The 18,420-nt window shown below is 47.4% G+C and carries 24 protein-coding genes; 10 read left to right on the top strand and 14 right to left on the bottom strand.

Translation table 11 applies throughout. The features are described from left to right. Positions 1–64 precede the first annotated feature (64 nt). From MLAB_RS05805 to MLAB_RS05785, 5 genes are all read right to left on the bottom strand, one after another. Positions 65–913, bottom strand: a complete 849-nt coding sequence (locus MLAB_RS05805) for a metal ABC transporter permease (protein WP_011833470.1) — start codon at positions 911–913, stop codon at positions 65–67. A 9-nt stretch (positions 914–922) separates the two neighbouring features. Further along, positions 923–1,654, bottom strand: coding sequence for a metal ABC transporter ATP-binding protein (locus MLAB_RS05800; RefSeq protein WP_011833469.1), 732 nt, complete (start codon positions 1,652–1,654; stop codon positions 923–925). Further along, positions 1,651–2,103, bottom strand: a complete 453-nt coding sequence (locus MLAB_RS05795) for a formylmethanofuran dehydrogenase subunit E family protein (protein ID WP_011833468.1) — start codon at positions 2,101–2,103, stop codon at positions 1,651–1,653. Before MLAB_RS05795 ends, MLAB_RS05800 begins: the two co-directional genes overlap by 4 nt. 82 nt (positions 2,104–2,185) lie before the next feature. Continuing rightward, complete coding sequence (locus MLAB_RS05790) at positions 2,186–3,178, bottom strand: metal ABC transporter substrate-binding protein (RefSeq protein ID WP_011833467.1); 993 nt, start codon at positions 3,176–3,178, stop codon at positions 2,186–2,188. 486 nt (positions 3,179–3,664) lie between these two features. Continuing rightward, a complete protein-coding gene (locus MLAB_RS05785) occupies positions 3,665–4,246 on the bottom strand; it encodes an FmdE family protein (protein ID WP_187146103.1) in 582 nt (193 codons plus the stop codon). Positions 4,247–4,368: 122 nt separating this feature from the next. Here MLAB_RS05785 and MLAB_RS05780 point away from each other — a divergent pair, with 122 nt between their 5' ends. The 10 genes from MLAB_RS05780 to MLAB_RS05735 all read left to right on the top strand — a co-directional run bounded on the left by MLAB_RS05780 (position 4,369) and on the right by MLAB_RS05735 (position 12,223). Next, a complete protein-coding gene (locus MLAB_RS05780; protein ID WP_011833465.1) occupies positions 4,369–5,499 on the top strand; it encodes an iron ABC transporter substrate-binding protein in 1,131 nt (376 codons plus the stop codon). 2 nt (positions 5,500–5,501) lie between these two features. Continuing rightward, a complete protein-coding gene (locus MLAB_RS05775; RefSeq protein WP_011833464.1) occupies positions 5,502–6,638 on the top strand; it encodes an ABC transporter substrate-binding protein in 1,137 nt (378 codons plus the stop codon). A gap of 44 nt (positions 6,639–6,682) precedes the next feature. Beyond that, complete coding sequence (locus MLAB_RS05770) at positions 6,683–7,756, top strand: ABC transporter substrate-binding protein (protein ID WP_245525960.1); 1,074 nt, start codon at positions 6,683–6,685, stop codon at positions 7,754–7,756. Between the two features lie 16 nt (positions 7,757–7,772). Next, positions 7,773–8,198 (top strand): tRNA (N6-threonylcarbamoyladenosine(37)-N6)-methyltransferase TrmO, encoded by a 426-nt coding sequence (gene tsaA / locus MLAB_RS05765; RefSeq protein WP_011833462.1) that lies wholly within the window; start codon positions 7,773–7,775, stop codon positions 8,196–8,198. 3 nt (positions 8,199–8,201) lie between these two features. Then, a complete protein-coding gene (locus MLAB_RS05760; RefSeq protein WP_011833461.1) occupies positions 8,202–9,269 on the top strand; it encodes a FecCD family ABC transporter permease in 1,068 nt (355 codons plus the stop codon). Beyond that, positions 9,266–10,165, top strand: coding sequence for an ABC transporter ATP-binding protein (locus MLAB_RS05755; protein ID WP_011833460.1), 900 nt, complete (start codon positions 9,266–9,268; stop codon positions 10,163–10,165). Before MLAB_RS05760 ends, MLAB_RS05755 begins: the two co-directional genes overlap by 4 nt. A 44-nt stretch (positions 10,166–10,209) precedes the next feature. Further along, complete coding sequence (tsaA, locus tag MLAB_RS05750) at positions 10,210–10,644, top strand: tRNA (N6-threonylcarbamoyladenosine(37)-N6)-methyltransferase TrmO (RefSeq protein ID WP_011833459.1); 435 nt, start codon at positions 10,210–10,212, stop codon at positions 10,642–10,644. 53 nt (positions 10,645–10,697) lie between these two features. Further along, the gene (gene cfbA, locus MLAB_RS05745) at positions 10,698–11,105 is read left to right on the top strand and encodes a sirohydrochlorin nickelochelatase (RefSeq protein ID WP_011833458.1); all 408 of its coding nucleotides are present in this window, start codon (positions 10,698–10,700) and stop codon (positions 11,103–11,105) included. A gap of 111 nt (positions 11,106–11,216) precedes the next feature. Continuing rightward, on the top strand, positions 11,217–11,912 hold the full coding sequence (locus MLAB_RS05740; protein ID WP_011833457.1) for an energy-coupling factor ABC transporter permease: 696 nt from the start codon (positions 11,217–11,219) through the stop codon (positions 11,910–11,912). After that, positions 11,909–12,223 (top strand): energy-coupling factor ABC transporter substrate-binding protein, encoded by a 315-nt coding sequence (locus MLAB_RS05735; RefSeq protein ID WP_011833456.1) that lies wholly within the window; start codon positions 11,909–11,911, stop codon positions 12,221–12,223. The genes MLAB_RS05740 and MLAB_RS05735 overlap by 4 nt, the downstream gene beginning before the upstream one ends. Positions 12,224–12,258: 35 nt before the next feature. Here the strand turns inward: MLAB_RS05735 and MLAB_RS05730 are convergent, their stop codons facing one another. The 9 genes from MLAB_RS05730 to MLAB_RS05690 form a co-directional block, all read right to left on the bottom strand. Then, on the bottom strand, positions 12,259–12,837 hold the full coding sequence (locus tag MLAB_RS05730) for a cobalt-precorrin-7 (C(5))-methyltransferase (protein ID WP_011833455.1): 579 nt from the start codon (positions 12,835–12,837) through the stop codon (positions 12,259–12,261). Then, positions 12,834–13,841: a cobalt-precorrin-5B (C(1))-methyltransferase gene (locus MLAB_RS05725; RefSeq protein ID WP_011833454.1), complete on the bottom strand. Its 1,008-nt coding sequence runs from the start codon at positions 13,839–13,841 to the stop codon at positions 12,834–12,836. Before MLAB_RS05725 ends, MLAB_RS05730 begins: the two co-directional genes overlap by 4 nt. After that, positions 13,838–14,500 carry a precorrin-8X methylmutase gene (locus MLAB_RS05720; RefSeq protein WP_011833453.1) on the bottom strand — a complete coding sequence of 221 codons (663 nt, stop codon included), beginning with the start codon at positions 14,498–14,500 and terminating at the stop codon, positions 13,838–13,840. Before MLAB_RS05720 ends, MLAB_RS05725 begins: the two co-directional genes overlap by 4 nt. Continuing rightward, positions 14,448–15,209, bottom strand: coding sequence for a precorrin-3B C(17)-methyltransferase (gene cobJ / locus MLAB_RS05715; RefSeq protein WP_011833452.1), 762 nt, complete (start codon positions 15,207–15,209; stop codon positions 14,448–14,450). Before cobJ ends, MLAB_RS05720 begins: the two co-directional genes overlap by 53 nt. 1 nt (position 15,210) lies before the next feature. Beyond that, complete coding sequence (cbiG, locus tag MLAB_RS05710) at positions 15,211–16,080, bottom strand: cobalt-precorrin 5A hydrolase (protein ID WP_011833451.1); 870 nt, start codon at positions 16,078–16,080, stop codon at positions 15,211–15,213. Then, positions 16,077–16,790 (bottom strand): precorrin-4 C(11)-methyltransferase, encoded by a 714-nt coding sequence (cobM, locus tag MLAB_RS05705; protein ID WP_011833450.1) that lies wholly within the window; start codon positions 16,788–16,790, stop codon positions 16,077–16,079. The genes cbiG and cobM overlap by 4 nt, the downstream gene beginning before the upstream one ends. Continuing rightward, positions 16,787–17,398: a cobalt-factor II C(20)-methyltransferase gene (locus tag MLAB_RS05700; protein WP_011833449.1), complete on the bottom strand. Its 612-nt coding sequence runs from the start codon at positions 17,396–17,398 to the stop codon at positions 16,787–16,789. Before MLAB_RS05700 ends, cobM begins: the two co-directional genes overlap by 4 nt. Then, on the bottom strand, positions 17,392–17,922 hold the full coding sequence (gene cbiT / locus MLAB_RS05695) for a precorrin-6Y C5,15-methyltransferase (decarboxylating) subunit CbiT (protein ID WP_011833448.1): 531 nt from the start codon (positions 17,920–17,922) through the stop codon (positions 17,392–17,394). The genes MLAB_RS05700 and cbiT overlap by 7 nt, the downstream gene beginning before the upstream one ends. A 175-nt stretch (positions 17,923–18,097) precedes the next feature. Then, the gene (locus MLAB_RS05690; protein WP_187146102.1) at positions 18,098–18,361 is read right to left on the bottom strand and encodes a DUF4405 domain-containing protein; all 264 of its coding nucleotides are present in this window, start codon (positions 18,359–18,361) and stop codon (positions 18,098–18,100) included. Positions 18,362–18,420 lie beyond the last annotated feature (59 nt).

The raw sequence follows: 18,420 nt of genomic DNA, 5'->3' as shown, positions 1-18,420 counted from the left end.
CTTTACTACTAAATATTTTTATGAGTTCTGTTTTCCAGGGAGACACAGCTGGTGATAACAGTGATTATTCTTTTTTTACCGCACCATATTTTTCGCGTGATATTTTTCGTTTCGGCGAGATGATGACCGCCACTAAAAAGCCAAATGCGAACAGTACTGCAGAAAGCGGCGCTATGGGCAGATTAAATGTAAAGGCGAGCCATGTTCCGAGAAGACTTATACTGCCTGCAATAATCGGCGATGCGATCATCATCTGTTTGAGCGTCCCGCAGAACTGATATGCTATAGCAGCAGGCGTCACGAGCCAGACGTATAATAACAGTCCCCCAACTATGGGCATGGTCAGAGCTACCATCAGTGCGATCATAAAAAGCAGGACATACATCATCGGACGTGTTTTTATTCCGGATATCTCTGCAATTTTCATATGGAAAATCATGGAAGAGATCTCCTTGTAAAATACAATTACAAAACCGATAACGAGGAGCATGATCAGAGCAAGTCCATAGATCTCTTCCCTGTAGAGTGAAAGGACACTGCCGAACATAAGTGCCGAAGCGTCGTATCCCATGCCGAGCTGGACCATCCATGCATAGAAAAAAATGGCTACTGCCATCATTGCGCCGAACAGTACGCCAAGAATAGTGTCGACCGGCATACGCGCTTTGTCGGAAAGCGGCCCGAGCAGAAATGCTATCAGAATGCTGCCGACAACTGCGGCGAGCGTGATGTTCAGTCCGAAAAACATTCCGACCGCTGCTCCGGCAAATGCCCCGTGCGCCATTGTAAATCCGATAGATGAGATCTTCATCTGAGTAATCAGGACCGCCAGTATCCCGCACCCGACCGAAGCAAAAAGCATGGCTTCTGTTGCGTGACAGACCATATTGTTTGGAATAAGAAACTCAAGCATGGGTAATATCTATGATTCGGAGGTGAGTCTGACGATCTGCTGAACACATTCCGGAGGAGTTATTTTGTTCAGAACGATTTCTCCGGACTTCATCACGACCACGCGGACATCTCTTTTCGGCAGTGCATCGAATGCATGGGATACAATGATGATCGTGACTCCAAGATCTGCGATTCTGCAGAGAACATCGCAGACATGTTCACGGGTCGCAAGATCCAGATTACTGAATGGTTCATCGAGAAGAAGAATCTCCGGCTTCTTTGCGAGATTATGGGCAATGAGGACTTTCTGCTGCTGCCCACCGGAGAGTTTACCTATGTGGCTTTTTCTGAGATCGGCAATCCCAAGCGTCGAAAGAGCAGTATCCACCGCAGCATGATCCTCCTCGCCCGGACGTTTAAAAAGACCGAGCAGACCGAATCTTGCCATGATCAGGACCTCTTCAACGGTAAACGGTGTGTAGGCATCGAAGTCGAAGTTCTGAATGACATATCCGAGTTTTTTCCGGAGTTTGTTCTTTTTCTTCAGAATATCTTCGCCGCAGATCTCTACGGATCCATTCACCACCGGTAAGAGCCCGGCAATCGTTTCAAGAAGCGTAGTTTTTCCTGCGCCGTTTGGTCCCCCGACGATGACGAACTCCCCTGGATTTACGGCGAGATTGATGTCGTGAATCACCGGATGGGCTGCTCCCTCGTATGTAGTGGTTACATTCGTCAGTCTGACGATTGCTTCACTCATCGTAATTCCGTGACGACAAACAGATCCGTATCTTCCATTGAATACATGGCCTCGGCAAAATGTTCAAGAGCAAGCTCCGGGTCAAGAGAATCATAATCTGATTTGTATTTCATGTAGTCGCCTGGTTTTATCAGAATAGCACGCCCGTCCGCATGCCGGAACATGACTTCTGCCGTTTGAGACGGAACGAGTTCGATGTTTCGTTTTCCAAGCGTGCACCCGCTGCCTATCTGAACCCCATCCATTAAACAGGATTCCGGCGTTGTCCCGGAACAATAGACCGTGGCAAAAATGGAGAACGGGTCATTGTCAAAATATTGTAGTGCATATTTGCCCATCCGATATCCAAGAACGATAAAGGGACCAAGATGTCCGTGAAATTTTGCCAGTTCCTCGCTTGTATATTCCCGCGGGAGTTCCATATATCTGCAGTTTTCATGCCACTTCATACATACCAATATAATTTTAAAGTTAATAAAATATGTCGTTATTATAAATTGGTACTACTTGGGGTGGTAAAAAAGAGAAGAGTTAGTTCCTTCTGGTAAGGAAAAGTACCGCACAGGCAAGAGCCCCGATGATCGGAACGACAGCCAGCGGTGACTGGGTTTGCGTCTCGTCGTTTATGCTGTCTAAAATGAGATCTTTGTTGTATGTGTAGTAGTCGAGAATCGAGTTGATTCCATCAGCCGATTTCGGGAGGTTCAGGAAAACCACACGTTCGCATGGTATTTTTTCATCGGTCAATGCTTCGTGGATCGGTTTTCCAATATCCTGACCTGCGACAATGTTTTCGACCACGAATATTTTTCCGCATTTTGCATCTTCAGCAATCTTTGAATACTTGGCTGGATCTGCGTGGATGTCGTCAACGATGGCCTGAACCGTTTCCGGGCTGGGGTATGAGGTAATAACATGCATACCAAGCCAGGTTTCAGCCTGATTTTTGATACGGAATTGACATATGATCGGAACATCCGAGAGCGCTTCCTTTTCAGCAGGCGTAAGAGTAGTTACCGTCGAGATTTTTTTCAGATATGTTTCAAGATTTGCAGCATACGTGCCGGCATTTGCTGGATCCGCAGTTTCCAGAATATAAGCTATCGTCTGTGCATAGCCGATAAGACTTGTCGGGTTATCATACACGTTCGTCGCGTTGGGTAATGCTGAAGTTGGAACTTCGTTCATCAGCTTCCAATCCGTATCTTTTCCGAAGTTGGTCTTTCTGAATTCTGTGACTTTAGTGATCGGTGTTCCATCCATCCCGCCGCCCTGACCGATGAAAAGATCGGCAGTATTAATGAAATCGCTGTTCTTCTGCAGAACTGCATCGATGGTGTCACTCGAGATATGTACCGCGGTTGGGGGAGCGACGTAAATCACGGTGACTTTGTCACCGCCGATTTCCTGAGTAACATCCCAGATATTCGGCATAGTTGTTACAACATTCAGAGCAGATGCGCCTGAAATCAGCATGCTGCAGATCAAAAACAAGGTAAGAATAATTCCAATCGTTTTTTTCATACATCTTAATTATATCCACACTCGTGTAATTAAATCTAACGTATATTAAATAATGTATTACCAATGATGATATTTAATCATAGAATATGCAGCCAGACATCCGGACTCATCTGACGCATCTCATTTTAAATGTCAAGGCAGAAATGAAAAGTTATTAAAATAATAGTAAGAAAATGCGGATTAAAAATGGGGAAACACCGGAGTTTGAAATGGAATCCAAACTCCGGGCAATCATTTGAAACAGAAATTTCAAATGTGGGTTTATTCATGTGTGTGGATTCGGTACATGAATATGTATGAGTGCAACTACCCGATATCCCTATGATACTTTGCCAATTGAATCTCGGCTCATCTTCCTGTGTTTTTTCGTAATTCGTGCATTGTGCCCTACTCTTCCGCATTAAGGCACTGGGTCTGGCGTTAGTATTACACTAACACAATTATGTATCACTTATTGTGATATATACTTTGTTGTGTGTGTTAAATTTACTTTCTTAAACAGGGAATGCAGACATGCTTTCCATCAATAACCGGCGCCAATCCCTCGGCAACCTGCTCACCGCAGACAGAACAGGTCACATTATTATAGATCCGTGCATGACCTGGGAGGGGTTCGGTTGCTTCCTTAACGAGATACATCTTCTCTGCCGGCATGTTGAGAATTTCATCAATCCACATATGGGAAAGGGTATGGAACCGATCAATTTCTTCCTGGGTTGCCGCTCCGGAGAATACCTTCGGACGAAGTTCTGCCATCTCTGGATTTACATTCATAAATTCAGGATTGGCGACCAGACGAATTGACGTGTCATTGTCGCGCCGGTAAAACGAGAAGGCATTTTTTCCCCAATTATTGATGAACAAATTTCCTTTGCCGGCAGTGCAGCCAAGCACCACCTGAATTGCATCAACCGTGCACGAATCCGTTTCTGTGATACAGACAACTTCTTCATCCTCGGAGAAGGAGAGTCCAAGCTTTTCAATGGCAAGTTCGCAGGCTTTGTATCCCATGGCAAGTCCGCCGCAGGTGTGACCGTGGAAAGCAACTGCTTCGTTAAAATCTTTCATATTAATATTATATGCCTTATCCGATATAATAATCATACGAAAATATACATTGCATGTTTTAATTATGGGGAAAATAGAAATACATATTACCTATTGTGACAAAACTCTAGAATGTTAATACTATGAGGAAAATTGTTACTGTACTTTTACTGCTTGCTCTGACTCTCGTTTGTATGTCTGCAGGCTGCGTAAGCACCTCTGAAGAAACCGGTGGTGGTACCATCACCATAACCGACTCGGGTGGTCGAGTGGTCGTTGTTCCCGACAATCCTGAAAGAATCGCCGTCAGCGGCTCGGGCTCGACACGTTATTTTGCCTATCTCAACGTGACCGACAGGCTCGTTGCTATTGATTATCAGGACAGCAATCTTCTTAACTTCCCTAATGATGTTCGTCCCTACATGCTCGCCCATCCAGAAATCAAAGACCTCCCGGCTCTTGGAACCGCAAAAGGTGTCGTTGATGCAGAGAAACTTCTGTCAATCAATCCCGATATTTTGTTCATGGCGGGATACAGTGATACCGCAATCCAGTCGGCAAACGAGATTCAGGAAAAAACCGGGATCCCTGTGGTTCTTTTCTACGCGGGAGATTATGTCACCAACGGAGACAAAGTAGCCTCATCCCTGAAAATGATTGGTAATATTCTCCACGTGGATAAACGTGCGGATGATGTCATACAATACTTTGCTGATGTGCGTGCCGATTTGGAAACCCGAACTGCGGGCATTCCCGATGCAGAAAAACCATCCGTCTATGTTGGCGGGATTTCCTATAGCGGGGCACATGGTCTCGATGGAACTGATCCAACATATTATCCGTTCACTGTCCTTCATGCAATGAATGTTGCCTCGGTAATAAATGCAACAACGAGTACCGGATATGCGGCGATCTCAAAGGAACAGATTCTTGGATGGGATCCTGATATCATCTTTGTTGACCTAGGTACTATGAATGCTGCCGGAGGCGGAGCAATTATAGAATTGCAGACCGATCCATCCTATCAGGAACTGACAGCGGTAAAGACCGGTGAAGTGTATGCGGTCAATCCCCACACCTCAATGGGTACGAACCATGAAACAAGTATGGCAAATGCCTACTACATCGGCACGATTCTTTATCCAGAACAGTTTGCCGATATTAACCCGGCAGAAAAAGCAAATGAGATTTACACGTTTATTGACGGAGCTCCAGTCTACGAACAACTGAAAGCAAACCTGAACAATCTCTCCTATACGAAACTCGTAGTGTAACTATGAACAAAAAAATTATCTCCTTATTTTTTGCAGGTCTTTGTGTGCTTGCATTATGCATGTGCGCAGGTTGTGTTGGCGGTACCCCTGATGCAGGAGATGGGACAATTAACATCACCGACTCCTTTGGTCGCGTGGTAACCATTCCCGACAACCCGGATAAAATTGCCGTCAGCGGTTCAGGGTCCATGAGATATTTTGTCTATCTCGATGTTGATTTAGATCGTGTAGTTGCGGTTGATTATTCTGACAGTGCTCTTAACATTTATCCAGAAGACCCGCGCCCGTATATGCTTGCAAATCCTGAAATCCTCAACATTTCAGCGGTTGGTGCATCACGAGGCGTTGTCGACGGGGAAAAACTTCTGACATCCGGTGCCGAGATCCTGTTTATTGCTGCATCAAGTGAAGCGAGTATAGAATCAGCTAATGAGATTCAAGATAAAACAGGCATTCCGGTTGTTCTCTTCTATACTGGAGACTATGTGACGCAGAAAGAAAAAGTCTGCGACTCCCTGGAAATGCTTGCTGAAATCATGCATAAAGAAACCAGATATCAGGACCTGCTTACCTACTTCACATCAGTTGAAAATGACCTTACCTCCCGTGTCGCAAATGTTCCAACATCTGATGAACGTGCCTATGTTGGCGGCATATCGTACAGGGGAGAACATGGACTTGATGGTACAAATCCCACCTATTATCCGTTCACCGTTCTTCATGCAAACAATGTTGCATCTAACCTATCCAATGTCGGTCAGACCGAATATGCACAGGTTTCAAAAGAACAGATTCTTGCCTGGGATCCGGAAATCATCTTCGTCGGACTGGGTACGCTCAATGCTGCAGGAGGGGGAGCAATCTATGAACTCAAAAACGACGTCTCATACAAGACGTTGACTGCAGTGAAGACTGGAGAGGTCTACACAGTAAACCCCGACATCTCAGCAGGGGCAAACTATGAAACGCAACTGGTCAACGCATACTATATAGGAACAGTGCTCTATCCGAAACAATTTGCAGATGTTGATCTCGCCAAAAAAGCTGATGAGATCTACAACAAAGTTGTTGGCGGAGATGTGTATGAAGAATTGAAAGAGCACATGAATGGGCTCTCTTATCAGAAAATCGGGTTGTGATTCATGAACAAAAAATTATCCCCTTATTTTTCGCAGGTCTCTGTGTGCTTGCATTATGCATGTGCGCAGGTTGTGTTGCAAATGGAACGGAATCGGGAACCATTATGATAACCGATTCAGCCGGAAGAGAAGTGATTCTCCCAGATAATATCACAACGGTCGGGACATATGGATCTGCATCCACGAGATTCATCACATATCTTGATGCCGTCGATATGCTGGTGGGGGTCAGTTCAAATGATAAGACGGTAGATGTCGATACCGAAGGTCGTCCGTATATGCTGGCGCATCCTGAAATTGTCGATCTTGCATTAATCGGAACAGCAGACAGCTTTGATGCAGAACTTGCCTTAACAATCAATCCTGATGTTATCTTTTTAACAACGGAAGACGCAGCCGCTGCCAACGAAGCATATGAAAAAGCAGGAATCCCGATCGTCTGCTTCTACCCATATGATCCTGTAACCCAGTTTGACAAATTCTCTCAAAGTATTCTTATGATGGGCAAGGTCCTTGGAAAAGAGGATCGTGCAAATGAAGTTATAGAATATTTTGCTGGAATCAAAGCAGATCTTATTGCACGAACCCCGGATATTCCTCAGGATGAAAAACCAGTTGTCTATATAGGCGGAGTCGGCAACCGTGGTCCGCATGGTCTGCAGTCTACTAAACCCGAGTTTATCGGATTCACGCTTCTCTCTGCAAACCAGAAAGCAGCTGGTATTGCAAGTAATGATGCGGCCACAATCGCCAAAGAAAAAATTCTTGAATGGAATCCCGAGATTCTCTTCATCGACCTTGATACATCGGGTGCCGCCGGCGGCGGTGCACTGCTTGAACTGAAAAATGATCCCTCGTATCAGGAACTTGCAGCAGTCAAGACAGGAAATATCTATGCAATTCCTCCGGACACAAGAAGTTGGACGAATTACGGAACCAGCTTTGCAAATGCCTACTTTGTTGGAACCGTCCTTTATCCGGAACAGTTCAAAGATATCGATGCTAAATTGAAAGCAGATGAAATCTATACCTTCCTTGTTGGAGATCCTGTCTTTAATCAGTTGTATAAGAACACCGGCTCACTCGCCTATCAGAAAGTGGATCTTTCCACCATTTGATTTTTGGAGATATATTATGGCTGAATTATGTATGAATTGTGTTCCTATCGGTTTCGTCTCATCCCCGTTTAAAACACGCGAAGACGCTCCCAAACAGGGAAGACATACCGATGAACTGAGTATCATCACACTTGAACCTGCATATCAGGAGGCAGCAGAAGGACTTTGCATCGGTGACGATCTGTTTGTCTTTTGCTGGTTCGACCGGTCCGATCGAACGGTTTTGAAGTCGCGAAGACCCGGAGAGGAACAAAAACCGCCCCGCGGCATATTCTCGAACCGCTCACCGAATCGTCCGAATCCGATTGCATTAACACTGGTGAAATTAGTGAATATTGAGGGCAGTATTCTGACAGTTCAGGGACTGGAAGCATTGGATCAGACACCAGTTGTTGACATCAAACCTTATTCAGAAGGAATCGATACGCCGCGAAATGGATAAAAAATGACAAAAGAAGAGAAAAAACCAACGGACTACAAAGCCTACGTCGGCAGAAAAGTAACGATAATTGTAATCGGAATCATTGCAACTGTCGTTATGTTTCTCGTATCGGTTTCGGTAGGTGCTGTATCTATTCCAATTCCCGATATTATCACAACGATTTTTGGCGGCGGCGGCACAAGTCTTTATGAAAGAATTATCTGGAATATCAGGATTCCTCAGGCTTTGACGGCTATTGTGGCCGGCGCTGGACTAGCAATTGCCGGCGTTTCCATGCAGTCCGTTTTGCGTAATCCGCTTGCCTCTCCGTTTACCCTTGGTTTATCCAGTGCCGCTGCCTTTGGAGCTGCTGTCGGTATTCTGCTTTTTGGAGCAGGAACGACTGGAAGCAGCATCGCCGATGCAGTTGTAATTAACAACCCGTATCTGACTACAATCTCGGCGTTCGTCTTCTCTATTCTGACAACAGTAATTATTCTGTTCATTGCAAAGATTCGCTCTGCAACGCCCGAAACGATGATTCTGGCAGGTGTTGCCATAAGTTCGCTCTTTAGCGCCGGATTAATGGCAATTCAGTACTTCGTTGATGACACCCGTCTTGCCTCAATCGTTTTCTGGCAGTTTGGAGATGTTGCAAGAGCAAGCTGGACAGAGTTAGGACTGATTACGCTGATGACCGTCATTTGCTTTATCTATTTCATCTATAAACGCTGGGATTATAACTCGATAGATGCCGGAGAAGAAACTGCAAAAGGTCTGGGTGTCAATGTTGAGAGGACACGCCTCCTTGGTATGATCGCTGCATCCTTGATCAGCGCTGTAATCGTGGCATTTCTTGGGATCATCGGCTTTGTCGGTCTCGTTTGTCCGCATATGATGCGGCGTGTCATCGGCGACGATCACCGATTTTTGATTCCGGCAAGTTTTGTCTGCGGAGCAGTGCTTTTACTTGTTTCCGATACTATCGCAAGAACCTTGATCGCTCCGCATGTTTTGCCCGTAGCAGTTTTGACTGCATTCCTCGGGGCGCCCGTGTTCCTGTATCTCATTATCAGGGGGAGACGAACATGACTGACGACATATCTCACGAAGAGCACAACCACGATGAAAAAATGCATGTACACCCTCATGTTCATTCAGAAGGATATGTCCATACGCATGAACATCTTCACGGTGTTCCACACGATCATCACACCGATTCTCCGGCACCGGCGCTGCTGAATGTTGACGGAGTTAATTTTGAGTACAAAACAGACAGAGTCCTCAACGAGATCTGTGTCGGTGTTGCCCGCGGTGAAATCCTTGCGATTCTTGGTCCAAACGGTGTCGGGAAATCAACGCTTCTCAAGTGTATGAACCTGATCCTCCAGCCGAAAACCGGGACAATCATGCTTGGCGAGCTGAACCTGACGAAGATGAGCGGCAATGATATTGCAAAAAATGTAGGGTATGTTGCCCAGAGGAATGACTCGGCACGTATGACGGTTTTTGATTCGGTCCTTCTCGGACGAAAACCGCATATCGGCTGGCGGGTCACGGACAATGATTATAGCATCGTGGAAAGGGCAATAGACCAATTTGGGCTTGCCGACATGCAGCTCAGATACATCGACGAGCTCTCCGGCGGTGAACTGCAGAGAGTCTGTCTTTGCCGGGCAATTGTTCAGGAACCCTCCGTCCTTCTTCTGGATGAACCGACAAGCGCTCTTGATCTGTGCAGACAGATGGAAATATTACGGGCCATTCGAAATGTAGTTGATCATCATGATGTGGCAACCGTAATGACTATGCACGATCTGAATCTGGCTCTCCGGTTTGCCGATCGGTTTATCTTTATGAAAGATGGGAAAATTTACGCAATGTGCGATAAATCCGGGGTGACTGCAGAGATGATCGAGGCAGTATACGGCATCCCTGTAGATGTGATCTACCACAACCACATGCCGATCGTTGTGCCATGTGAATAACCAATCATGCAAACATCTTTACTCTACAAAAAACAGGAATTATTATGGCCGGACAATTTGAGTGTAAACCCATAGGATTCGTATTATCTCCGTTTAAGGAAAAGGGGGATGCCCCATCACAGGGGCGTGAAAATGAACAAAGCAGTCAAATCGTCATCTTTCCGGAGTATGCCAAAGGACTTGATGGTCTCTCCCCCGGCAGACAGATATTTGTTATCTGCTGGTTCGACCGTTCAGATCGAAATGTGATAGAGGTCCACCCGCGGGGTAATCCCGCAGCCCCACTGACCGGAGTATTTAACACTCGTTCACCTGCCCGTCCAAATCCTGTTTCGCTGACATTGGTGATTATAGAATCCATCAAAGATAATGTGATAACGGTATGTGGTTTGGACGCCTTGAATGAAACACCGGTCATCGACATCAAACCGTATTCCCGAGGTATTGATGAGTCAAAACAGTTTCTCAAAACAGAATGAGACTGCAAACATAAAACCAACTTGATTTATAGTAAGTGAATCATACCATATGTATGCGCAAACACGGTTTACTTCTGATAGGTCATGGAAGCAGACTCAATTATAATAAAGAGCTCATCACTTCAACCGCTGAATTGATGACCAAGAAGACGGATGAATATCTGATAAAAACATGTTTTATGGAAAACTGTTCCCCGACAGTTCTGGAAGGACTGGATTCCATGAAAACCGAGGATATCGATCGACTGGTTGTTGTTCCGCTGTTCCTTGCCAAAGGCGTTCACGTACTTATGGACATTCCCGAGCTTCTCGATTTGAAATCAGGTGAGTCGCGTGGAAGTTTTGTTCTTGCAGACGGAACAAAAATTCCTCTCGTGTATGCCGAACCTATTGGCAAAGATCCGCTTCTCGCCGACATAATGCTGAAAAACGCCAATGCCGCGCTGAATACCCATCTCTGATTCACCCATTCACACTTTTTTGCAATCCAACCATGTTAACAAATAAATTTTCCAATTGTAAATAAAAATCAAGTACTCATCAATTATATATTTGTTAAGACAATTTTTATTATGCATATTATGGAGGGGTATTTACCCATCGGCTGGTGTATATTCTGGGCTGTTCTTTCAGCTCCGTTTGTCATCTACGGCATCTGGAAAATGACTAAAATGATTCAGGAGGATCGGCGTGTCCTCCCGTTGATGGCAGTGTGCGGAGCATTTGTCTTTGTACTTTCTGCCCTCAAAATCCCGTCAGTAACGGGAAGCTGTTCTCACCCGACGGGAACCGGTCTTTCAGCTGCGTTCTTTGGACCGTTCATCACATCGGTTCTCGGCACGATCGTTCTGTTATTTCAAGCCCTGCTGCTGGCACACGGCGGACTGACGACACTTGGAGCAAACGTCTTTTCCATGGCCATTGCTGGTCCTTTTATTGCCTGGCTCGTCTTTGTAGGTCTTAGAAAAACCGGCAAGGTCGGCATCGGAGTTGCCGTGTTTATCACCGCAGCTGTCGCAAATTTAGTTACCTACACCGTCACCTCACTGCAGCTCGCATTAGTGTTTCCGGTCGAAGGAAGTATTCTCAATGCATTCATCGCATTCGCAGGTATCTTTGCCGTAACCCAGATTCCTCTCGCTATTATCGAGGGTATCATCTGTGCACTCGTCGCAAAGTACATCGTCCGCGTAAAGCCGGAGATCTTAAAGAAACTCGGTATTATTCAGGATGAAGAGATCGCAAAAATCCAGGGAGAAGCAGTATGAAAAAATCACATCTTGAAATTCTTGTGGGTGTCCTTGTCATCGTTCTGCTCGTTGTTGCCACACTTGCCATAGTTCAATCCGGTACTGGTGATGAAGAAGGCTGGGGAGGAGCAGACAGCGGTGCTGCTGAAATGATCGATGCAACCGGTTATACCCCGTGGTTTGAATCGATCTGGGCACCACCAAGCGGAGAAATTGAATCACTGTTCTTCTGTATCCAGACTGCAATTGGAGCAATAATTATTGGTTATTTCTTCGGTTACTGGAACGCTTCGGCAAAAGCACGAAGAGGGAAAAAGGAAGAAGAGTAATCTTCTTTTTGTGACCGAAACCACATCTCACTTTTTTATTGTTCATTGTATCCTGCAACGATGCAGAAGAGTTTACTTAATACTTTAGGAGGATTTTTCGCCGTTCCTTCTGCGATCCTCTCGTAAGGGTATCCGAGATCCTCGCAGACTGCGATAGTTACAGATTCGGGAAGAGAACGGGCAAGTTCCTCCACAGAAAAATCAGGGTCAGCGATTAGAAACACCGAGTGCCCGGCAGCAATGTCATGAACGACCCGGTACACGGCATCCTGATGATTTTTTCCATGAGCATTCACCACTGCTACATTGGTCCAGGGAGCATGAAGACGTGCAAACGCCGCCTGCATCGATGAAATTCCGCTGATGATCTCGCCCGGCAAATAGCCAAGCCCGGCCATCAAAGGATCTCCTGTCGAAAGAACCACCGCATCGTCGGGAAGTGTACGAAGCGCCTTGTAGTCCGTTATCTCGAATACCTCCGCCTCAGCAGGGATAAACGCTCTGACCAGATCTATCGAACGCCCCGAGCCGTAAATAACTTTAGCTTTTGCCAAAACACGTTCACCCTCCTCTGTGAGCATTCCCTCACCACAACCTACACCGACTATTTTCATTCTGTATCTCCTATAACTTGACCATCACGGTTTATTATCACAATACGAAGCCAGGGGTATTTCTGCTTTACTGCATTCAGCTCCTCGGCAAGAACAGATTTGCCTTCGGGTCCGGCGATCAGTTCCTCGACAGTTGGAAATCCTCGCGAGGTAGCGACGTCCGGATGGAAAAATCGCAGGATCAAACCGGGCAAACCGCATATGACAGCATTTTCGCATAGTTTAGCCGCTTCAAGAGCCTCAGAGATTTTCGATCCGGCAAGAACTACTTCATACTCCGGGAAAAGAAGTCTTGAATAACGAAGCCCGATCCTGCCGGTTGTTATTACCACATTTTTTGCTCCGGCTATTCGTTCGCTTACCGTTTCCGACAGGTGATCATCCCAAGGTTCAACAAACCCGGTCGTTCCTACAACAGAAATACCTCCCTCAATCCCGACCTTCGGATTCAGCGTCAGTGCCCCGATCCTTCGACCGTCGGGAATCGTGAGTAAAACTGCGGCACCGGAAATTCCTGCCACACGGCATGCAGAAGAGATCGCAGTGAGGATCTCTTTTTTCGCAGGCGGGCTTACGGCGGCAGTGCCTTTTGAGTAACGTGGAGTATCCCGAACAAACCTGCCGACCCCTTCACCTGTTTCCAGAGAAATTTCATCAGAAGGGGTCGCTTTCGCACAGATCAGGATCCCGGCCGTGATATCGTTTGGATAGTCTCCAGAATATTTTTTGGAATATCCCTCACCGTTTTTTCCGACGGCAGGGATCACTGCGAGGATCCCGCAGGGGAGCAGGATCGGCGCAGTATCAACGGGAACCGAGAGGGAAGCGACCGCAGCATAACACGCAGCTGCGGCTGTTGAACCCGTGGTGAACCCCCTTCGTAAAACAGAACCGGTAGAAGTCAGCACACCAAAACCGCTTTTTGCAGCTGCCAATGCTTCTGCATCGCGGCATTTTGCCGTCCAGGACTCGGGATATGCAAAACCAGTAACCGGGTCGATCATTTTTTCAGTTCGGTAAACATCGTAATGATTTCATTCAGCGAAGCGACGGCAATCGGCGTGCCTCCGCGGGTCCCGATATTGGATATCGACGAAACATTTTTCGTGCGAAGAACTTCCTTCGACTCGGCCGCATTGACAAAACCAACCGGTGTTCCGATCACGAGCGCCGGACGGATACCTTCATCCACAAATGAACAAACCGTTAAGAGAGCACTCGGCGCATTTCCGATCACAATGATGGAACCATCAAGCCGTTCTTTCAGGGCTATGAACCCTGCTGAACTTCGGGTGATCCCCAAATCTTTGGAAATATCGGCACCATAATCCAAGGCACACTCGACCGCTGAAGAGTGACCTTTCTTCTGGATTCCGGTCAGGACCATGCGGATGTCGGTGAATATTGGAGCCCCCTCTTCGAGTGCCTGGAGTCCTGCCGTCACCGGGTCGTGGGAAAAACGGAGAAGATCCGCCATCGCCCAGTCGCCTACAGCGATCGAGCATCTCTGCCTGATACGATCCTCAGGAGTTGCATTGCCGACAGCTTCTCTTGCAAGGCTTCGGCTTCTCGACGAGATCGAAAAACCTTCGGGTGTGTCTGCTCCGATATCAGTATACGTATTTTCTGTGGTAACCGCGGGGTGTAATGATTCCTTTGACATCTTCGTCCTCCTTCCAGATTCTGCTTTCTTCACCGCCAATGATTAATATCGAGTGCATATCCACAATCTCATCGTTTTCGGCGAGCTCACCAAGCGTTGTTATATGAGTCTCTTCACCTTCCCGAAACACATTCTTTACGATGCCGACCGGGGTCTCCGGATCCCGGCAGGTAAGAACGATTTTCAATGCTTTGGCAAGATTCAGCGGACGACCACGGCTCTTTGGATTATAAAGAGCGATCGGGGTTCCCATCTGTGCGGCAAGACCCAGTCGTTTTTCAATAACGTCCCAGGGCGTCAGGAGATCGGAGAGGCTTAAGGTCACGTAGTCGCCCGAGAGCGGGGACCCGAGTCTGCTCGCCGCCGCGGTGGCCGCAGTGACGCCGGGAAGCACGATTACTTTCTGGGAAGGGAATTCATGTTCGACCATCTCGAGAACGATGCTCGCCATACCGTAGACGCCGGCATCTCCTCCCGAAACCATGGCCACATTGTGATCGGCCGCCATACGTGCCGCTTCACGGGCACGGTCGACCTCTTTACCCATCGCACTTCGGATGACCTGTTTGTTTTTCAACAACGGTTCAAGCATATCCAGATAGAATGCATTGCCGATTATGACATCAGCAGAGGCGATTGCCTTCATTGCGGCGGGGGTAAGCTGCTGTGTGCTTCCCGGGCCTGAACTTACGATCCATAAAATACCCATATTATCTTCCTATAGCAATGGTTACACGCCCGTATACGGTTTTTTTCAGTATGAGAGTGCCTGTTTTCGAGAGGGCGAGGGCACACGGTTCTGCAACCCCGCAAAGCCCAATCATCCCTGCACGTGATGAAGTGAGCGGTATCTGTTTGTTAATAGTTTCATCATCCAGAAAGATGAGGTTGCCGGCGAGGGTCGCAATGCCTTCATGAAGTCCCTTTTCATGGAACTTTTTGATGGTTGTTGCGAATAATGTTACTGAGTTCTCCGGGATACCCGCATCTTTGCATGCTGCAGAGATCGCAGAGCGGATCTCATCGGCAGTGGTTCCAAGCCGGCACCCGATCCCGATGACATACGGTGAATCGGTCACGAGAACCGAAACTCCAGGATCCGCCACAACGATCTTTGGTCCCGGTACGCGAACAATCGGCACATCGCCGTCAAGAATTGCGCCGTTCACTTCTCTCGTCGAAGATCGGTTGACAATCGTCAGCCCGCCGAATTTTGCAGTCTCTTCGACTGACGGCCTGCCCATCACTTCCGTCGCGGTCGAAATAACCGGCTCGATTCCAAGATCTGCAAGACGTTTCGAAACGTCATTTGCTCCGTGATGGCCCCCGAGAACGGGTATGGCATACCGCATATCGGGCGTGACGACGATGACTGCCGGATCATGCCACTTGTCGGTCAGAAGAGGAGCACAGCCGCGAACCGCGATCCCTGCCGACATAACGCAGACGATCGCGTCGTACGTCCCATAAAGTTCAGAGAATATTTCCGGCGAATAGGGAAGAAGCTCAGCATCCAGAAACGCTGCGATGCGCATTCCAGCTTCCTGGAATCTTGGCAGAGTGACGACGACGATCTTCATCCGTAGAGGTGGGAGTTGGTATATGCCGCGTGGATTCCGGCAACAATGTCGCCGACGATAATCAGTGCCGAGCGTGATATTTCAGCATCGTGCACCTTTTCGGCGATGGTCTCGATCGTTCCTTTTATGATCTTCTGGTCAGGCCATGAGGCATGATAGACCACGGCGACCGGTGTTTCGGGCGTGCGCTGCAGTTTTTTCATCACGGTGTCGATATGTCCCGTCGATAAAAAGATGACCATCGTCGTACCGTGGGCAGAGAGTTCGGGGATCTGGTCAGCGTCGAGAGTCTCCCCTGCAGATCGGGTCACGATGACCGATTCTGAGACTCCACGAAGGGTGTATTCAGTCTGCAGTGCTGCTGCCGCCCCAAACATCGATGAAACGCCCGGAACGATTTCTGCATGGATCCCTTTTGCCTCAAGAGGAGCGATCTGCTCAACGATCGAGCCGTAGATTGCCGGGTCGCCGGAGTGAAGACGAACGACGAACTTCCCGGCCCGTACTCCTTCTTCGATAACACTTGTAATCTCTTCGAGTTTCATTCCCCACGAGTCAAGCTTTATGGACGCTGGAGATGCGGCGACGAGTTCAGGATTTACGAGCGAGCCGGCATAAATGAGGATATCGGCACGTTTCAAAATATCCATGCCTTTCACGGTGATAAGTCCTGGATCCCCGCATCCCGCACCAACGATATAATATTTCATAGCTTCCTCGCGATCATAATGCTGAAGTAGTTGGTCTTTTCGGGAAGAACATTACGATAAATCTTCTCGCCTTCCATATACATCCGCTCAACGACAATGAAATCATTGTAGCCGGCGGATTTCAGCTGTTCAGCGGTATTTCTTGGCTGTGTGACCTTCATCATTATCTTTGTCGAGGGAGAGGTTGGTCCATCCGTCACCAGAAATGCTCCGTTCACCGGTATTTTCGCGTGCGATGCCACCGCGGTGATCGAACTAATTCCTGGAATCGTTTCCACGATCAGATCAGGCACGAGTGCTTTCACCATCTCAGCCAGGCGTGAGAATGTGGAGTAATAATTCGGGTCACCAATCAGGCCGAACACTGCATTGCCGCTTTTTGCCGCAGGCAAAATCTTTTCAGCATTTCGCTGCATGCATTTAGTGATCTCATTCTCATTCCGGGTCATAGGGAATTCGAGCGTGACGATGTTTTTTGCATAGGGTTTGACTAATTCAAGAGCAATGCCTCCAGGTACAAAAACCGTGTCTGCTTCTTTTAATATTCGAACTGCTTTGAGGGTCAGAAGTTCGGCATCGCCCGGGCCTAAGCCCACTGCGGTCAGCATGTTCTGCCTCCGTGTATGATATAGACGGGATTGATTGGTTGAAACATAATACGCTCCACAAGATCATGGGATCTGGAGACCTGCAGATGGACGGCTTCGATGAAGATACCCAGTTCTTTCATCGCGTGGATGGTTTCAACGGCGGTTTCCAGCAGTACGGCATTCACTACGATGCTTCGCGTCCCTTCCTTTTGAAGATGGGGAAGTATCTCACGGATATCGCGGCTACCGCCGAGAAACGCACAATCGATCGGTTTATGCGGCGAGGCAAGAAAATCAAGAGCTTCACCTGCGACGATCTCAACATCTACATCCCGGCAGGTTTCCTGCGTACATTCAATGGCCTGATGTCTCCGGTCAACGGCATAGACATATCCCTCTTTTCCTGCGAGTTTCGCCATCTCGAGCGTGACCGTTCCGGTCCCGCAGCCGATGTCAACGACCGTGTCGCCCGGGCGAATGGCAAGTTTTGCAAGGGAAACGGCCATGACTTCCGGCTGAGTGGGTCCTCCGGGTAAATCCATTCTGTAATCTCCTAGGTAAAACTATTTTCAATAGAGAAAATGTACTAGTGAATTATTTGCTGTAAGCAGTTATAGAATAACTGGTTTGCATGGCAAAATCACGGGGTTGATGAAAGTTTATCTTCCCAATATTTACAATCAGCTTTTGCAGGAAAAATAAGGAAAAATATCGTTATTATTTTTTGACCAGCATCATACGCATATTTCGAATCCACCGATAATGGAGAATTAGATGAATTGCAACGAGGACAACAAATAGGGTACTTGTATAGAAATGGAGATCATACCAGACTTGATAACTGACGTCAAGGAAATTCATTGCCCCCCTTCCCGATCCCAGAGGGAAAAATGCCCAGAGAACATAACCGGTCACACATGTGGCTACTGCTGCAATGAACGCAGCGAGATCGACCCACGCATTCATCCTGGCGTTTTTCATCGGACCCTCCGTAGCCCCGCCGCAACGGTATTTTTCCATTGAATGCTTGTATTCATGAA

This window comes from Methanocorpusculum labreanum Z (assembly GCF_000015765.1).
Lineage (GTDB): Archaea > Halobacteriota > Methanomicrobia > Methanomicrobiales > Methanocorpusculaceae > Methanocorpusculum > Methanocorpusculum labreanum.
The sequence above is the reverse complement of the archived record's forward strand: the minus strand, read 5'-3'. Positions and strand labels throughout refer to the sequence as shown.

Bases quoted from the DNA above. Each gene is read 5' to 3' on its own strand.
- MLAB_RS05805 (WP_011833470.1), bottom strand. From the start codon at position 913: ATGCTTGAGTTTCTTATTCCAAACAATATGGTCTGTCACGCAACAGAA.
- MLAB_RS05800 (WP_011833469.1), bottom strand. From the start codon at position 1,654: ATGAGTGAAGCAATCGTCAGACTGACGAATGTAACCACTACATACGAG.
- MLAB_RS05795 (WP_011833468.1), bottom strand. From the start codon at position 2,103: ATGAAGTGGCATGAAAACTGCAGATATATGGAACTCCCGCGGGAATAT.
- MLAB_RS05790 (WP_011833467.1), bottom strand. From the start codon at position 3,178: ATGAAAAAAACGATTGGAATTATTCTTACCTTGTTTTTGATCTGCAGC.
- MLAB_RS05785 (WP_187146103.1), bottom strand. From the start codon at position 4,246: ATGAAAGATTTTAACGAAGCAGTTGCTTTCCACGGTCACACCTGCGGC.
- MLAB_RS05780 (WP_011833465.1), top strand. From the start codon at position 4,369: ATGAGGAAAATTGTTACTGTACTTTTACTGCTTGCTCTGACTCTCGTT.
- MLAB_RS05775 (WP_011833464.1), top strand. From the start codon at position 5,502: ATGAACAAAAAAATTATCTCCTTATTTTTTGCAGGTCTTTGTGTGCTT.
- tsaA (WP_011833462.1), top strand. From the start codon at position 7,773: ATGGCTGAATTATGTATGAATTGTGTTCCTATCGGTTTCGTCTCATCC.
- MLAB_RS05760 (WP_011833461.1), top strand. From the start codon at position 8,202: ATGACAAAAGAAGAGAAAAAACCAACGGACTACAAAGCCTACGTCGGC.
- MLAB_RS05755 (WP_011833460.1), top strand. From the start codon at position 9,266: ATGACTGACGACATATCTCACGAAGAGCACAACCACGATGAAAAAATG.
- tsaA (WP_011833459.1), top strand. From the start codon at position 10,210: ATGGCCGGACAATTTGAGTGTAAACCCATAGGATTCGTATTATCTCCG.
- cfbA (WP_011833458.1), top strand. From the start codon at position 10,698: ATGCGCAAACACGGTTTACTTCTGATAGGTCATGGAAGCAGACTCAAT.
- MLAB_RS05740 (WP_011833457.1), top strand. From the start codon at position 11,217: ATGCATATTATGGAGGGGTATTTACCCATCGGCTGGTGTATATTCTGG.
- MLAB_RS05735 (WP_011833456.1), top strand. From the start codon at position 11,909: ATGAAAAAATCACATCTTGAAATTCTTGTGGGTGTCCTTGTCATCGTT.
- MLAB_RS05730 (WP_011833455.1), bottom strand. From the start codon at position 12,837: ATGAAAATAGTCGGTGTAGGTTGTGGTGAGGGAATGCTCACAGAGGAG.
- MLAB_RS05725 (WP_011833454.1), bottom strand. From the start codon at position 13,841: ATGATCGACCCGGTTACTGGTTTTGCATATCCCGAGTCCTGGACGGCA.
- MLAB_RS05720 (WP_011833453.1), bottom strand. From the start codon at position 14,500: ATGTCAAAGGAATCATTACACCCCGCGGTTACCACAGAAAATACGTAT.
- cobJ (WP_011833452.1), bottom strand. From the start codon at position 15,209: ATGGGTATTTTATGGATCGTAAGTTCAGGCCCGGGAAGCACACAGCAG.
- cbiG (WP_011833451.1), bottom strand. From the start codon at position 16,080: ATGAAGATCGTCGTCGTCACTCTGCCAAGATTCCAGGAAGCTGGAATG.
- cobM (WP_011833450.1), bottom strand. From the start codon at position 16,790: ATGAAATATTATATCGTTGGTGCGGGATGCGGGGATCCAGGACTTATC.
- MLAB_RS05700 (WP_011833449.1), bottom strand. From the start codon at position 17,398: ATGCTGACCGCAGTGGGCTTAGGCCCGGGCGATGCCGAACTTCTGACC.
- cbiT (WP_011833448.1), bottom strand. From the start codon at position 17,922: ATGGATTTACCCGGAGGACCCACTCAGCCGGAAGTCATGGCCGTTTCC.
- MLAB_RS05690 (WP_187146102.1), bottom strand. From the start codon at position 18,361: ATGAAAAACGCCAGGATGAATGCGTGGGTCGATCTCGCTGCGTTCATT.